The organism is Xiashengella succiniciproducens (genome assembly GCF_023674465.1).
In the GTDB taxonomy this organism is placed as follows: Bacteria; Bacteroidota; Bacteroidia; order Bacteroidales; family Marinilabiliaceae; genus Geofilum; species Geofilum succiniciproducens.
Window position 1 is genome coordinate 2,900,838 of record NZ_CP098400.1, and the last position, 14,263, is coordinate 2,915,100.

At 43.9% G+C, this 14,263-nt stretch carries 12 protein-coding genes; 9 read left to right on the forward strand and 3 right to left on the reverse strand.

The genetic code is table 11. The features are described 5' to 3' along the window. Positions 1-204 precede the first annotated feature (204 nt). From M9189_RS12050 to pdxA, 7 genes are all read left to right on the forward strand, one after another. Complete coding sequence (locus M9189_RS12050; RefSeq protein ID WP_250723558.1) at positions 205-1,089, forward strand: M23 family metallopeptidase; 885 nt, start codon at positions 205-207, stop codon at positions 1,087-1,089. Positions 1,090-1,129: 40 nt separating this feature from the next. Beyond that, positions 1,130-2,284, forward strand: a complete 1,155-nt coding sequence (locus M9189_RS12055) for a 1-deoxy-D-xylulose-5-phosphate reductoisomerase (RefSeq protein ID WP_250723559.1) — start codon at positions 1,130-1,132, stop codon at positions 2,282-2,284. A 72-nt stretch (positions 2,285-2,356) separates the two neighbouring features. After that, positions 2,357-3,676, forward strand: a complete 1,320-nt coding sequence (gene rseP / locus M9189_RS12060) for an RIP metalloprotease RseP (protein ID WP_250723560.1) — start codon at positions 2,357-2,359, stop codon at positions 3,674-3,676. 42 nt (positions 3,677-3,718) lie between these two features. Further along, positions 3,719-3,913, forward strand: coding sequence for a twin-arginine translocase TatA/TatE family subunit (gene tatA, locus M9189_RS12065; RefSeq protein WP_305883187.1), 195 nt, complete (start codon positions 3,719-3,721; stop codon positions 3,911-3,913). Positions 3,914-3,952: 39 nt separating this feature from the next. Further along, complete coding sequence (locus M9189_RS12070; protein ID WP_250723561.1) at positions 3,953-4,966, forward strand: DUF4837 family protein; 1,014 nt, start codon at positions 3,953-3,955, stop codon at positions 4,964-4,966. 39 nt (positions 4,967-5,005) lie between these two features. Further along, complete coding sequence (locus M9189_RS12075) at positions 5,006-6,445, forward strand: leucyl aminopeptidase family protein (protein ID WP_250723563.1); 1,440 nt, start codon at positions 5,006-5,008, stop codon at positions 6,443-6,445. A gap of 42 nt (positions 6,446-6,487) precedes the next feature. Further along, on the forward strand, positions 6,488-7,564 hold the full coding sequence (gene pdxA / locus M9189_RS12080; protein WP_250723564.1) for a 4-hydroxythreonine-4-phosphate dehydrogenase PdxA: 1,077 nt from the start codon (positions 6,488-6,490) through the stop codon (positions 7,562-7,564). A 79-nt stretch (positions 7,565-7,643) separates the two neighbouring features. Here the strand turns inward: pdxA and infB are convergent, their stop codons facing one another. The 3 genes from infB to rimP form a co-directional block, all read right to left on the reverse strand. After that, positions 7,644-10,610, reverse strand: coding sequence for a translation initiation factor IF-2 (infB, locus tag M9189_RS12085; RefSeq protein ID WP_250723565.1), 2,967 nt, complete (start codon positions 10,608-10,610; stop codon positions 7,644-7,646). 68 nt (positions 10,611-10,678) lie between these two features. Next, complete coding sequence (gene nusA, locus M9189_RS12090; RefSeq protein ID WP_250723566.1) at positions 10,679-11,917, reverse strand: transcription termination factor NusA; 1,239 nt, start codon at positions 11,915-11,917, stop codon at positions 10,679-10,681. A 28-nt stretch (positions 11,918-11,945) separates the two neighbouring features. Further along, positions 11,946-12,464, reverse strand: a complete 519-nt coding sequence (gene rimP, locus M9189_RS12095) for a ribosome assembly cofactor RimP (protein ID WP_250723567.1) — start codon at positions 12,462-12,464, stop codon at positions 11,946-11,948. A gap of 171 nt (positions 12,465-12,635) precedes the next feature. Here rimP and thiL point away from each other — a divergent pair, with 171 nt between their 5' ends. After that, positions 12,636-13,664: a thiamine-phosphate kinase gene (thiL, locus tag M9189_RS12100; protein WP_250723568.1), complete on the forward strand. Its 1,029-nt coding sequence runs from the start codon at positions 12,636-12,638 to the stop codon at positions 13,662-13,664. 12 nt (positions 13,665-13,676) lie between these two features. Next, positions 13,677-14,261: a Holliday junction branch migration protein RuvA gene (ruvA, locus tag M9189_RS12105; protein WP_250723569.1), complete on the forward strand. Its 585-nt coding sequence runs from the start codon at positions 13,677-13,679 to the stop codon at positions 14,259-14,261. Positions 14,262-14,263: the final 2 nt, after the last annotated feature.

Here is a 14,263-nt window from a genome sequence, read left to right on the forward strand (position 1 = left end):
TCGTCAACAATCCCAAAAAGTGGAACGATGATAATTTCAACCCATCAAAGAGGGAAACAGGCAATTTGTTTCAACAAACCGATTCATCGGAGTCCGAATTCATAATGGTTTAGGAAATACAGGATTAGTTTTAATAATCAGCATTATTCTTATGCCCCTTCCGCTAAAAATTGATAAATTTGTTGCCACAATTTTACAGAAGGTATGGCCACACAAAAGAAGAACAAATCATTTCTTAAAAAATTAAGCAGTAAATACAGGTTTGCTATTTTCAATGAGCAGACCTATGAAGAGCTTTTTGTGGTCAGGCTGTCCAGATTAAACGTATTTACCATAGTTGGCTCCTTCGGCATTGTTTTAATTATCCTGGTGTCAATTCTTATATCTTTCACCGGGCTGCGTGAGTATATCCCCGGTTACCCTGATGCCAATGAGAGGTTGTTGATAGTGCGCAATGCCCAGAGAGTTGACTCTTTACTTGTAGAGATTGAGAAGAGGGATAAGTTCATAAATAATTTCCAGGCAGTCATCAGAGGTGAAATGCCTGAAACAGCCGAAGACATAAAGAACAGGACTGCTGCTGCGAAAAATAATTCATCCAACAGGGAAATTGAATTTCCCCGTTCAGAGCAGGATTCACTGTTTAGAATGCAGATAGAACGCGAGGAGCGATTCAACCTCTCAGTAAGGGAAACGCCCCAGAGGGACATAGCTCTCGAGAGCGCCTTCTTTGTTAGCCCTATCAAGGGGATAGTCGTAAACACCTTTGGCGAGACAAGCGGGCATTACGGGGTCGACGTAGTTGCAAGTCCAGGTAGCAGGGTCTCATCAGTAATGGACGGTATGGTTACTTTCGCCGGATGGACTGTAGAAACAGGCTATGTGATACAGATACAGCACCCTAACAATCTGATATCTATTTACAAGCACAACGAAATAATACTCAAGGAGGTTGGACAGGTTGTCAAAGCTGGAGAAGCAATAGCCAGAGTCGGAAATTCAGGAGAACTTACGACTGGTCCACATCTCCATTTCGAACTGTGGTACAACGGGTTGCCTTTGAACCCGGTTGACTACATTGCGTTCTGATCTGGGTAACTGTCATCTCATCTGCAAAACCTTTGATTTCATGCAAAAGAACATAGCTATTCTGGGCTCAACGGGTTCTATCGGTACCCAGGCGCTGGAAGTTATTGATGCCCACCCTGACCTTTTCTCAGTTGAAGTTCTTACTGCCAACAATAACGTAGACCTGCTTATCCAGCAGGCTATAAAGTACAAGCCCAATATCGTTGCAATAGGCAACAAGAATCTTTACCCCGTACTTAAGGATGCTCTTGCCAATGAACCAATAAAGGTATATTCGGGTGCAGAGGCCATAAGCCAGGTAGCAGCGACCGGCACTGTTGACATGGTACTAAGTTCCCTTGTCGGTTTCTCAGGCCTACTGCCTACAATCAGAGCTCTTGAAGCAGGAATCCCTGTGGCTTTGGCCAACAAGGAGACCCTTGTGGTGGCTGGAGACATAGTTATGGAACTTTCCCGAAAAAACAACGCTCCTGTAGTTCCCGTTGATTCTGAACACAGTGCCATCTTCCAGTGTCTCCAGGGTGAACAACATAATGCCATTGAAAAGATTACCCTCACAGCATCAGGAGGTCCTTTCAGAGGTAAAAACGTTGAGTTTTTACGTAAAGTGACTCGCTGCCAGGCTCTCAACCACCCAAACTGGAAGATGGGTGACAAGGTAACAATTGATTCGGCATCCCTTATGAACAAGGGCCTAGAGGCCATTGAGGCCAGATGGCTGTTCGATCTCACACCCGATCAAATAGATGTTGTAGTACACCCTCAATCAATAATTCACAGTCTGATTCATTTTATCGACGGATCTGTAAAAGCCCAGATGGGTCTTCCTGACATGAGGCTTCCCATTCAATATGCCCTAGGATACCCCACCAGGCTGAAGAGCAATCTCCCGCGCTTCGATTTCTCGGCATATCCGGAACTAACATTCGAGAAAGCAGACATCAAGGTTTTCAGAAATCTTGCTATGGCATTTGAGGTAATGCGCCTGGGAGGGAATATGCCTTGTGCTATGAATGCTGCCAATGAAGTCGCAGTCGCAGCCTTCCTTAACGGAAGGTCTGGCTTTGTCGAGATGTCCTCAATTATTGAACAAAGCATTGCCAAATGCAGTTTTATTGCCAAGCCTTCATTTGACGATTATGTAGCCACTGACAGGGAGGTTCGCGCCATTGCTTCATCCTTCGTCAGGATGTAATGCTCACACAGGCTTTCAGGGCTTAAGGAAAAGATTATCTTTGCATACTTGTTATAATTAATACATAAATAGATGGACACACTGATCAGGGTTATTCAGCTTATTTTGAGCCTTTCATTATTGGTCATCCTACATGAGTGCGGACACTTCTTTTTTGCACGTTTGTTCAAAGTAAGGGTGGAAAAGTTTTACTTATTCTTCAACCCATGGTTTTCTCTATTCAAATTCAAAAAGGGAGATACTGAATATGGTATAGGATGGCTGCCCCTGGGCGGTTATGTCAAGATAGCAGGCATGATAGACGAGTCCCTGGATACTGCGCAACTGGCACAGGAACCCCAACCCTGGGAATTCAGATCAAAACCGGCATGGCAGAGGCTTCTGATAATGGTAGGCGGCGTTGTAGTCAATTTTATCACAGCTATTTTATTATTCTGGCTGATTCTGTTTAAGTGGGGTGAAACATACATACCCGCCGAAAATGCTAAATACGGACTTATGTTCCACCCCGTTGCTCACGAAATTGGACTTGTGGATGGAGACCGTATTCTTGAAGTTGGTGGAGTTAAAATTGAGACTATCGGAGATATCGCCACAGGTATTCTTATTGACAATGCTTCAACATTACTGGTTGAAAGAGGAGACTCCCAGTTCATCCTGCCAGTACCTGAATCCTTCAAGTCAGAGATTATTAGCGGGGAGGTAAGACAATTGGCTACCTTCCAGATTCCCGCAATCGTCGATTCAACAATGCCCAACAGTCCGGCTTATAAGGCAGGTCTCATTAAGAATGACCGCATTGTAAAAATCGATACTGTCTCCACTCCATTCTTCCATCAGTTTTCAGCAACTCTAGCAAGCTATGCAGGCTCATCAACCAACATTACTGTTGAAAGGGATGGTCAACAACTTCAATTACCTGTAGATATTGATAGTAACGGTAAGCTGGGCTTCCTTTCCAAAACCACGGGAAGTCTGCTTGGAACCCGTGTGACTAACTACAGCCTGTTTGAGGCCTTCCCTGCCGGAATTGAAAGGGGCATTTCAACTCTTACTGCTTATGTAAAACAGCTTAAGCTTGTATTCACTAAAGAAGGTGTTAAGCAACTTGGTGGTTTCGGAACTATCGGATCACTCTTCCCAACAATATGGGATTGGCAGACTTTCTGGGTGATGACTGCATTTCTATCAATTATACTTGCTTTCATGAACATCCTACCCATACCCGCACTTGATGGTGGTCATGTTCTCTTCCTGTTATATGAAATGATAACAAGGCGCAAACCATCCGAGAAGTTCCTTGAAAATGCCCAGATAGCTGGCATGATTTTGCTTCTGTTACTTTTAATCTTTGCAAACGGTAATGATTTGCTCAGATGGTTGGGGAAATAATACCCGGCTATTTGTATATTTGTTAAAATAAAGCTCTTAGATATGGTACCTCAAATGTTTTTCCTTGGGATGGTAGGTGGATGGCAACTTGTCATCATATTGGTTGTCGTTCTTATTTTGTTTGGTGGTAAAAAGATCCCCGAACTAATGAAAGGACTTGGAGAAGGAATCAGGGAATTCAACAAGGCCAAAAGTGAAAAAGACGACGAGTCCGACAATAAGACTGACAAGAAATAAAACCAGTCGCACATACTTATTTATAATACCTGAAGGATTATGAAAGCATTGAAATTTTCAGCCTTAATACTTGTCACCTTTGCAATTAGCCTTGCTTCATGTAAAAACGAAGAGGCTCACATGCCCAATGTAATTGGCGCTCTTGGTGAAGTCCTCGTTATAATGGAGGATCATTTTCGTGAGGGTCCTGAGGGCGATTCACTTATGGCTATACTAAAGCAACCTATCGTTGCCCTCCCTCAAAATGAAGCCCTGTTTACGGTACTTACCACGCCTCATAGGGGCTTTACAGGAACCATGCGTACTTATCGCAGTATAATACTGGTCAATCTTGGCCCCAATGCAGAGGACGAAGGAATTAAGTATTTTTCTACAACTCCATATGCTAAGGATCAAAGTCTTATCCAGATCAACGCCAAGACTTCCGAGAAATTCTTTGAGATACTAAGCCAGGAGGAGATTAGGATATTAAGCTACCTGCTGAGACGCGAACGCAACCGCATCTATTCTTCCTATAAAACAATTGCTGACGCTAGCCTTTCAGAAATGGTCAAAAATCAATGGGAAGTGAATATGCTGATTCCGAATACAATGAGAAAGGCTGCCAGTACCGGGAAGTTCACATGGCTGTCATATGAGACCCCAAAACTGAGCCAGGGTATGATGATTTACAGTTTTGACTACATTGGAGAAGGAACCTTTTCACGTGAATACATTCTCAACAAAAGGGATTCAATTCTTCGTTACAATGTCCCGGGTCCATCCGACGGTTCTTTTATGACAACTGAGAAACAATTACCTGTAACTTACAAACGTCTTACTATCAATGGCCACGAGGCCATTGAGATGAGAGGTCTCTGGAAAGTTGAAGGTGACCTGATGGGAGGCCCCTTCCTTCTTTTTGCCCATTATGACAAAACCAACAATCGTGTACTGGTTACCGACGGTTATGTATATTTCCCCGAAGAGCCCAAGAAGAGGAACTATATGTGGCAGCTTGAGACTCTATTTCACACTGTTACCTTCCCAGGAGACAATATTGAAGGTAAATAGTGCGCTGTTTTGTAGGATTGCTGTTATTTATCCAAGACTATGTCAGTAGATATTATAAAATCAGATAAAATAAGCGAAGGAGCAAGTGTAATTTACATCTGCTCCTCAGTAGCACAATTAGAAAAAGCACAGCTTTCCGAAAAGGAACTCGTTTATATAAGGAATAAAAAAGAGCTTAATGCCGATGCCGATCTGTTTGTATTTGATAGATTAGGATTGGTTGCTGCAGTCCTTTTCCGCAGGGAAAAGGACACTCTATATGAGCAAATGGAGGTCTTGCGCCGCAAGGGAGCCCGACTGCTCGACAAGTTAAAAGAAGAACTGATTGACGAGGTCTTTCTTGCAGACCTAAGTGATGAACCATCAATGCTGCTGGCACTTGCAGAGGGAATCATGCTTGCAGCTTATCAGTTCTCTAAATACAAGACTGAAAAGAAAGAGCCCTATACACTACATCTTAATGTTGTTGACAACAAAATCAGCTCTCAGGAGATTAATGAACTAAAGCTTGTAGTTGAAGCAGTCTTCCTCAGCCGTGACCTGGTAAACGAACCTGTAAGTACTCTAAATGCCGAAAAACTGGGTCAGATAATTCTTGAGGCAGCCCGGAACTATGGTTTTGAAGCCGAGGTATTTAACAAAAAGAAAATCGAGGCACTTAAGATGGGTGGTCTATTGGCTGTAAACCAGGGTAGTATAGATCCTCCAACATTCTCTGTATTGGAATGGAAACCCGAGAATGCACGTAACAAAAAGCCTGTAGTACTTGTAGGAAAGGGAGTGGTGTTCGATACCGGAGGCACAAATCTTAAGACCCCTCCCGGTAGTCTGGACACAATGAAATCTGATATGGGCGGAGCAGCTGCAGTTATCGGGGCACTTACAGCAATTGCAGCTAATAAGCTTCCGGTATATGTAATAGGCCTTATTCCAGCTACAGACAACCGCATAGGTGGTAATGCAATTGTACCAGGTGACATCATTACTATGCACAGCGGAACTACAGTTGAAATAATGAATACGGATGCTGAGGGAAGGCTTATCCTGGCTGATGCCCTTAGCTTTTCGAAAAAATATGAACCGCAACTGGTCATAGACCTTGCAACCCTAACAGGAAGTGCAGTTATGGCTATTGGTTCCCATGGCACTGTAGCCATGGGCACTGCAACTGAGGAGGTAAAACAATCCCTATCCATTGCAGGTGAAAAGGTTTGCGAGCGATTGGCATGGTTTCCATTCTGGAAGGATTATGACGATGCCCTAAAATCAGAAGTTGCCGATATGAAGAACATAGGAGGACGTGAGGCCGGAGCTATTACTGCCGGCAAGTTCCTCTCAAGGTTCATTGATGCACCATGGATACATCTCGACATTGCAGGACCTGCATTTCTTGAGAAAAAGGAACATTATAAAGGAATCGGAGGAACCGGTGTAGGAGTACGCCTCCTCTATCACTTCCTAAAAGATAGTTTGGCATAATAGGACTCCGGCTGCATTTATCAGTTGGCTAATTATAAAAGTATGAGCAACGAAAGACTTAAAGTAGCCATTTCGCAAGGCGATATCAACGGCATAGGCTATGAGGTTATATTTAAAGCCCTTGCCGATCCAGCCATTTTGGAGATATGTACCCCTGTGATCTACGGTTCTTCAAAGGTTGCCGCTTATCACCGAAAGGCGCTTAACCTTCAGGCTATCACCTTCAATAACGTCAAGGACGGTAGTGAAGCCCATGCCAAAAGAGTCAACATGGTTAACTGCCTTGATGATGATGTACGCGTTGAACTGGGCAAAGCGACTGATATAGGGGGAAAGGCTGCCTTTCTGGCATTGGAAGCTGCAGTTCGTGATCTTAAAAGCGGACTTGTTGACGTGCTTGTAACTGCACCTATCAACAAAAAGGTAATTCAGTCGGAACAGTTCTCCTTCCCTGGTCACACTGAATATCTTGCTGACCAGTTGGGTGGCAAGCCTCTTATGCTGCTTGTAAGTGACCTGCTAAGGGTAGGTGTTGTTACCGGTCACATACCACTAAATGAAGTAAGTAGCCGCCTTTCAAAGGATTTGATAGTTGAAAAGCTAAGGATTCTGAACACTTCTCTCAAAGACGATTTTACTATCAGGAGGCCACGCATTGCCTTACTTGGATTAAACCCCCATGCCGGTGATAACGGACTTCTGGGTAGGGAGGAAAATGACATTATTATACCTGCAATTAATGCCGCAAAGGAAGAAGGCATCATGGCCTTTGGCCCCTTCCCTGCTGACGGTTTCTTTGGTGGAGATACCTACAAGAAGTTTGATGCAATTCTTGCAATGTACCACGACCAGGGACTAATCCCGTTCAAGACCCTGGCATTCTCGACAGGCGTAAACTATACTGCAGGATTGCCTTTTATCAGGACTTCTCCTGACCATGGTACTGCATACGAGATTACTGGGCAGAACGTGGCTGATGCTCAATCATTCCTGTCTGCAATCTATCTCGCAATAGACATTTACAACAGCAGGACAGGCAATGCCAAACTGAAGGAAAATCCACTGAAACCTGCGGATGCAAGTAGCCTTGCAGGAGACGAAAACGATAAGATTGAATAGATAAGCTTGTTTTCAGAAAAAAGTAAAGGCTGTCCCGTACGGAGGACAGCCTTTGCTTTTTGTACCTTGAAGTAAGAGCTTACAGCTTTCTTGCAACTTCTACCTCTTCATAGGCTTCTATCATATCACCAAGCTTGATATCGTTGTAATTATGTATGTTCAGACCACATTCAAAGCCTGTGGCAACTTCCTTGACATCTTCCTTGAAGCGCTTAAGTGATCCTAGTTCTCCGGTATAGATTACGATACCGTCACGAATAAGACGTATCTTACTACCACGTTTGATCTTACCGTCCTTAACCATACATCCTGCAATAGTACCAACCTTGCTGATACGGAAGATTTCACGTACTTCAACAGTACCAATAATATTTTCCTTGATCTCCGGCGACAACATACCTTCCATTGCTGCCTTGATCTCTTCTATTGCATCGTAGATAATTGAGTAGATACGGATATCGATTTGTTCCTTTTCGGCAAGTTTTTTAGCCGATAGTGAAGGACGAACCTGGAATCCTACTACTACAGCATTTGATGCTGCTGCAAGCATGATATCAGATTCTGAAATCTCACCTACTGCTTTGTGGATAACATTAACCTGGATTTCTTCCGTAGACAGACCAATGAGTGAATCTGAAAGAGCCTCGATTGAACCGTCGGCATCACCCTTGACAATAAGGTTGAGTTCCTGGAAGTTTCCAATCGCGATACGACGACCAATTTCATCAAGTGTGATATGTTTCTGAGCTCTGAGACCCTGTTCACGTTGTAACTGCATACGCTTTGTTGCAATATCCTTGGCCTCTTTTTCATCAAGCATCACGTTCACCTTCTCACCAGCCTGTGGAGCACCATTCAGACCAAGTACCAATACCGGTTCTGAAGGTCCGGCTTCCTCAACTCGCTGATTACGCTCGTTGAACATAGCCTTAACATTACCGAAATAACTACCTGATAGAATCAGGTCACCTACTCTAAGAGTACCCGACTGTACAAGTATTGTTGCTACATAACCCCTACCCTTGTCAAGTGATGACTCAATAATGCTACCAACAGCAGGTTTATTTGGATTGGCCTTCAGTTCCAGCATATCAGCCTCAAGCAATACCTTGTCGAGCAATGCCATCACATTGATACCTTTCTTGGCAGAGATTTCCTGAGACTGATACTTACCACCCCATTCTTCAACCAGGTAGTTCATATTTGCAAGTTCCTCTCTAACCTTATCGACATTGGCACCTGCAAGGTCCATCTTGTTGATTGCAAAAACTATGGGCACACCTGCAGCTGAAGCGTGGTTGATTGCTTCAACTGTCTGAGGCATCACGTTGTCATTGGCCGCTACTATGATAATTACAATATCAGTAATCTGTGCACCACGTGCACGCATCGCTGTAAATGCCTCGTGACCCGGCGTATCAAGGAAGGTAATCTTACGGCCGTTATCCAGCTTCACGCTGTAAGCACCAATATGCTGGGTAATACCACCTGCCTCATCGGCTGCTACTGATGCCTTACGTATGTAGTCAAGCAAAGTTGTCTTACCGTGGTCAACGTGACCCATTACTGTAACAATGGGTGGACGTTCAACCATATCATCAGGATTATCTTCTACTTCCTGGATTGTTTCAACAGCGTCAACACCAACAAACTCAACCTTGAATCCAAACTCTTCACTAACAAGTGATATTGTCTCTGCGTCAAGACGCTGGTTGATGGAAACAAAGAGACCCAGACTCATGCAGGACGCGATGATCTGGTTGACAGGTATATCCATCAGGTTGGCAAGTTCGTTAGCTGTAACAAACTCAGTAACCTTAAGAATCTTTCTTTCCTGATCCATTCTTTCGAGCTCGGCCTGCTGCCTCATTGTTGCCATATCACGCTTTTCACGACGGTGGCGCGCAGCTTTGGACTTGCTCTTGGAGGTAAGACGTGCAAGAGTATCTTTGATTTGCTTTGCAACATCTTCTTCACTGACTTCAGGACGAACAGGACGTTTCTTAACCTTATTTACAGGTTTCTTCTTGTTAGCATTGGCAGCAGCCTGATTTGCTCCACCTGGCTTGCCTTGCTGAGGTTGACCTGGTCGTCTCTCACCTTCCTTTACGCCCTTATCGGTTGCATTGGGGTCAGTGGCTTCTATATTAATTTTTTCTTTCTCTTTCTTAATTCTCTTACGCTTCTTCCTGCGAGCCTTACGATCATCACGCGACTCGTTACCATTGCGGTTGTCTACAGGAAGCTCTATCTTACCGACAACAGTTGGACCCGACAGCTTCTTAACCTGGGTGGGCATAAAGTTGTCATCCTCTTTTTTGGTTTCCTGCTGCTTTTCAGCAACCCGAGCCGCTGGAGTAACTGGCTTGGCTGTGGCAACTGGAGCAGGTTTTTCTTCCTTTGGCTGTGCTTTGGGCTCGGGTTTTGGAGCAGTCTTTTCAGTAGCTTTTCCTTCTGCCTTCTTCTTTGCCTCAAGATCTATCTTACCTACCACCTTAGGACCTTCAATAGTCTTCTCAGCCTTTAGGTCAATATGTTCAGGGGCCTTCTTTTCATGCTTTGCCACAGGTTCTGGTTTTGCCGCCACAGGCTCTGGCTTAGGAGCTGGCTTGGGAGCTTCCCTGACCGGAGCAGGAGGCTCCGGAGCAGCCTTACTCTCCACTTCCGGAGCAGGTTCCTGAGGTTTACTTTTTGCAAGATCAATCTTGCCAACTACTTTTACGTCTATCTTCTTCGACCTTCCTACTAATTCATCAATTGACAAAGAATCATCCTCAACCTCATCATTAGAGGTCTTATGAACGTTTTCTATCGATACCGTCTCTTTCTTCTCTTTATGCAATTTATCTATGAGTTCCTCTGATGCCTTCTTGACACTCTGATCAACTCTGAACTCCTTTTTCAGGAGCTCAACAATATCTTCAGAGACCTTCGTATTGGGGTTCATATCAATCTCGATCCCCTTTTTGTGAAGGAACTCCACGATGGTTGAAATACCAACGTTACACTCTCTTGCTACTTTACTTAGTCTTTGTACAACTGCCATAAACGGTACTTTCAATTTAATTCGGAAGTTCGGCTGAAATCCTCGGTTCCCCGCCAAAGATAGCTTATTTATTCAAATTCAGACCTCAAAATGGAAATGACTTCCTGTATAGTCTCTTCCTCCAGGTCTGTACGCTTAACAAGATCTTCAACAGGCAGATCCAACACCGACTTGGCTGTGTCACAGCCAATAGCCTTAAGTGCATCTAATACCCAACCGTCAATTTCATCGGCAAACTCATCCAATGAAACGTCTTCTTCCTCGTCTTCCTCTGTTTCACGATATACATCCAGCTCATATCCTGTAAGCTGACTTGCAAGACGAATATTTAATCCGCCCTTACCGATAGCCAGTGATACTTCTTCAGGCTTCAGATAAACCTGAGCCCTCTTTTCATCCTCAAATATCTTGATGCTGGATATCTTAGCAGGATTTAATGCCCTTTGGATGAATAGCTGAATGTTGTTTGTATAATTAATTACATCAATATTCTCATTGCGCAGCTCGCGAACAATCCCATGGATACGTGAACCCTTCATACCTACGCATGCTCCTACCGGATCAATACGGTCATCGTATGATTCCACAGCAATCTTAGCTCTCTCGCCCGGCTGACGTACTATCTTCTTGATAGTTATAAGCCCGTCATGAATCTCAGGCACTTCTAGTTCAAAGAGTCTTTCAAGGAAGACTTCTGAGGTACGTGATAAAATAATCAGCGGATTATTATTGCGAATCTCAACCCTTGCCACAACAGCCCTGATGGCATCACCCTTACGGTAGAAATCTGAAGGAATCTGCTCTGCCTTAGGAAGGATAAGTTCATTGCCCTCATCGTCAAGAACCAGCATCTCGCGTTTCCAGATCTGATATACTTCACCGGCTACAATCTCGCCAATACGTTCCTTATATTTATTATAGACTGCATCTTTTTGCAACTCCATAATGCGAGCAGAAAGATTCTGGCGCAGGGTAAGAATAGCCCTGCGGCCAAAGTCCATAAACTTGACCTCATCAGTAACTTCTTCGCCTATCTCGTAATCCTCATCTATCAGCTTAGCCTGACTTAAAGCTATCTGCAGATTCTCATTGACCACCTCTCCATCAGCAACAACCTCACGGTTACGCCAGATCTCAAAGTCACCTTTGTCGGTGTTGATAATAACGTCGAAATTCTCATCTGTACCGAACATCTTTACAAGCACACTGCGGAAAGCATCTTCCAGCACTCTGATAAGTGTAACTCTGTCGATGTTCTTCAATTCCTTAAACTCCGAAAAGGTGTCGATCAAATTAATATGTTCCATCGCCAAATGCTGTATGTTATATCCTCAATTAAAACTTCAATATCTCCTTAACTGACTTAAGCTCCTCAAAATTAAACGGATGCTCAATGATCTGCAACTCTTTCTTCTTCTTTCCTTCGGGTTTTACAATCTTTTCCTCCTTGATAACAAAACCACCATCATTTACTGAAAGCAGTTCTCCGCTATATTTCTCACCCGACTTAGTAAGCACTTCAACCTGACGACCAATATTCTTCACATACTGACGGTGCACCTTAAATGGCTGACCAATTCCAGGTGAAGAAACCTCAAGCTCAAAGTCTTCTTCCTCCCTATCCAATGATCCTTCTATCAGGCGTGAAATCTCTACACAGTAATCAATTCCAACACCATGGTCCCCGTCAATTGCAACAACAATGCGGCCCCCTTGTTTTATGTCAACATCAACGATAAAGTAACCGTCATCGTCTATCTTCTGTTGAATAATATCCAGTATTCTTCCCCTGCTCAGCATAGTTACTAGTTCATTAGAGGTAATAAAATAGGGGACCTCAAGTCCCCTACTCATCACAGGCCTAAATCTTTGCAAATTTAATCAAGAATTGTTTATTCTCCAAACTTTTGCTTCATAAATAAGGAACGCTGCTGCTATCAAAATAGCCGTCCCACATGCTATTCACTATGGATAATGCCATAAATTTGTATCTTTGACCGGCTTCAATACCTTAAATAAAAAATGATGAGCGAAACGAGATCCCTTTCAGACCTTGGCAGGTTCGGCCTGACCGAATACATATTTGAAAAATGCCGGAAGGCAGGGGCCTCCGGCAGAAATTCCGATGATGATGCAATTCTGCTTACTGAAGAAGAAACCTTGTCAACATCTGTCCTTTTCCTCGAAGGTATCAACTTCGACCTGATCTATACCCCTCTTCAACACCTCGGTTACAAGGTCATTACTGCTGCTGTCACAAATATCCTTGCAATGAACGGCAGACCTTCCGGCCTGTCGGTAAGTCTTGGAATCAGCAACAAGCTCAACCTCCAGATGATAGAGCAACTGATGGACGGAGTGTTTTCGGCCTGTAGACATTATGGTGTCAGCCTTGAAGCCTTTAAGCCGGCACCTTCACTCACAGGACTTACAATTGCTGCAACTTTGACAGGGAAAGTCCGGGACGGAGCTCAGTATAAACGTTCAGGTGCACAGGAGACAGATGTAATCTGTGTTTCAGGGGATTTGGGGGCTGCTTTGTTAGGCCTGCACCTTCTTGAAAGGGAAAAAAAAGTGTTGAAGTCAAGTGATTCCCAGCAACCTGAATTTGGCGATAACGACTATGTGCTTAGACGCCAGCTTAAACCTGAAGCAAGGGTAGATGTAATTGAAAAGCTGACTGAACGTGGAATCAAGCCTACAGCAATGACTGCTGTCACTGAGGGACTGGCCACTTCCCTGCTATTGCTCTGCAGAGCTTCTGACAAGGGGTGCAGAATTTATGAAAGCAAACTGCCTATACACCAGAAGACACTAAAGGCCTCATCGGAACTTAATTACAACCCGCTTATTGCAGCACTCAATGGTGGTGAGGATTACGAACTACTGCTAACTTTGCCACTAAAGGTTTATGAAGCCGAAAGCAGTTTTGTGAGCGGATTCCTTACTCCTATCGGATATATCAATGAAGCATCCAAAGCATGCAGGATGATTATTACAAGCAACGAGGAAACAGATCTCAAATCACCCGGATGGGGCAAACTATACCAATAATACCCTCTTGTCATGTACGAATATATCTCAGGAAAAATAGTTGAGCATGGTCCTGCTCACGTGGTAATTGAAAACAACGGCCTCGGTTATTTTATTAGCATATCCCTGTATACATTTGAGCAGATCAGAGACAAAAAAGAGGTGACTCTCCTGGTTCACGAACAGATTAGGGAAGATGCATATAATCTTTTCGGTTTTTCTGGCAGGGAAGAAAGGGAACTGTTCAGACACCTGATATCTGTTTCGGGTATTGGGGCCAATACAGCACGCATGATGCTATCCTCAGTATCTCCGGGTGAACTGACAACTGCCATTCTAAGTGGGAATACTTCATTGCTTCAAGGGATAAAGGGCATTGGTGCAAAGACGGCACAGAGGGTGATTATCGAACTGAAGGACAAGATAGGAAAATCAAGTGTCGACGAAATGAAATTATTTGCAGGACCAAACAATACAGTAAGAGAAGAAGCGTTATCAGCTTTGGTGATGCTAGGTTTTGTGCGCGGTGCCTCGCAAAAGGTAGTTGACAAAATATTAGCAGCACAACCGGAACTAAGCGTTGAACAACTGATCAAGGCAAGCCTGAAAATGTTGTAATG

Coding starts and splice junctions, on each gene's coding strand:
- M9189_RS12050 (WP_250723558.1), top strand. CDS start 205: ATGGCCACACAAAAGAAGAACAAATCATTTCTTAAAAAATTAAGCAGT.
- M9189_RS12055 (WP_250723559.1), top strand. CDS start 1,130: ATGCAAAAGAACATAGCTATTCTGGGCTCAACGGGTTCTATCGGTACC.
- rseP (WP_250723560.1), top strand. CDS start 2,357: ATGGACACACTGATCAGGGTTATTCAGCTTATTTTGAGCCTTTCATTA.
- tatA (WP_305883187.1), top strand. CDS start 3,719: ATGGTACCTCAAATGTTTTTCCTTGGGATGGTAGGTGGATGGCAACTT.
- M9189_RS12070 (WP_250723561.1), top strand. CDS start 3,953: ATGAAAGCATTGAAATTTTCAGCCTTAATACTTGTCACCTTTGCAATT.
- M9189_RS12075 (WP_250723563.1), top strand. CDS start 5,006: ATGTCAGTAGATATTATAAAATCAGATAAAATAAGCGAAGGAGCAAGT.
- pdxA (WP_250723564.1), top strand. CDS start 6,488: ATGAGCAACGAAAGACTTAAAGTAGCCATTTCGCAAGGCGATATCAAC.
- infB (WP_250723565.1), bottom strand. CDS start 10,610: ATGGCAGTTGTACAAAGACTAAGTAAAGTAGCAAGAGAGTGTAACGTT.
- nusA (WP_250723566.1), bottom strand. CDS start 11,917: ATGGAACATATTAATTTGATCGACACCTTTTCGGAGTTTAAGGAATTG.
- rimP (WP_250723567.1), bottom strand. CDS start 12,464: ATGAGTAGGGGACTTGAGGTCCCCTATTTTATTACCTCTAATGAACTA.
- thiL (WP_250723568.1), top strand. CDS start 12,636: ATGAGCGAAACGAGATCCCTTTCAGACCTTGGCAGGTTCGGCCTGACC.
- ruvA (WP_250723569.1), top strand. CDS start 13,677: ATGTACGAATATATCTCAGGAAAAATAGTTGAGCATGGTCCTGCTCAC.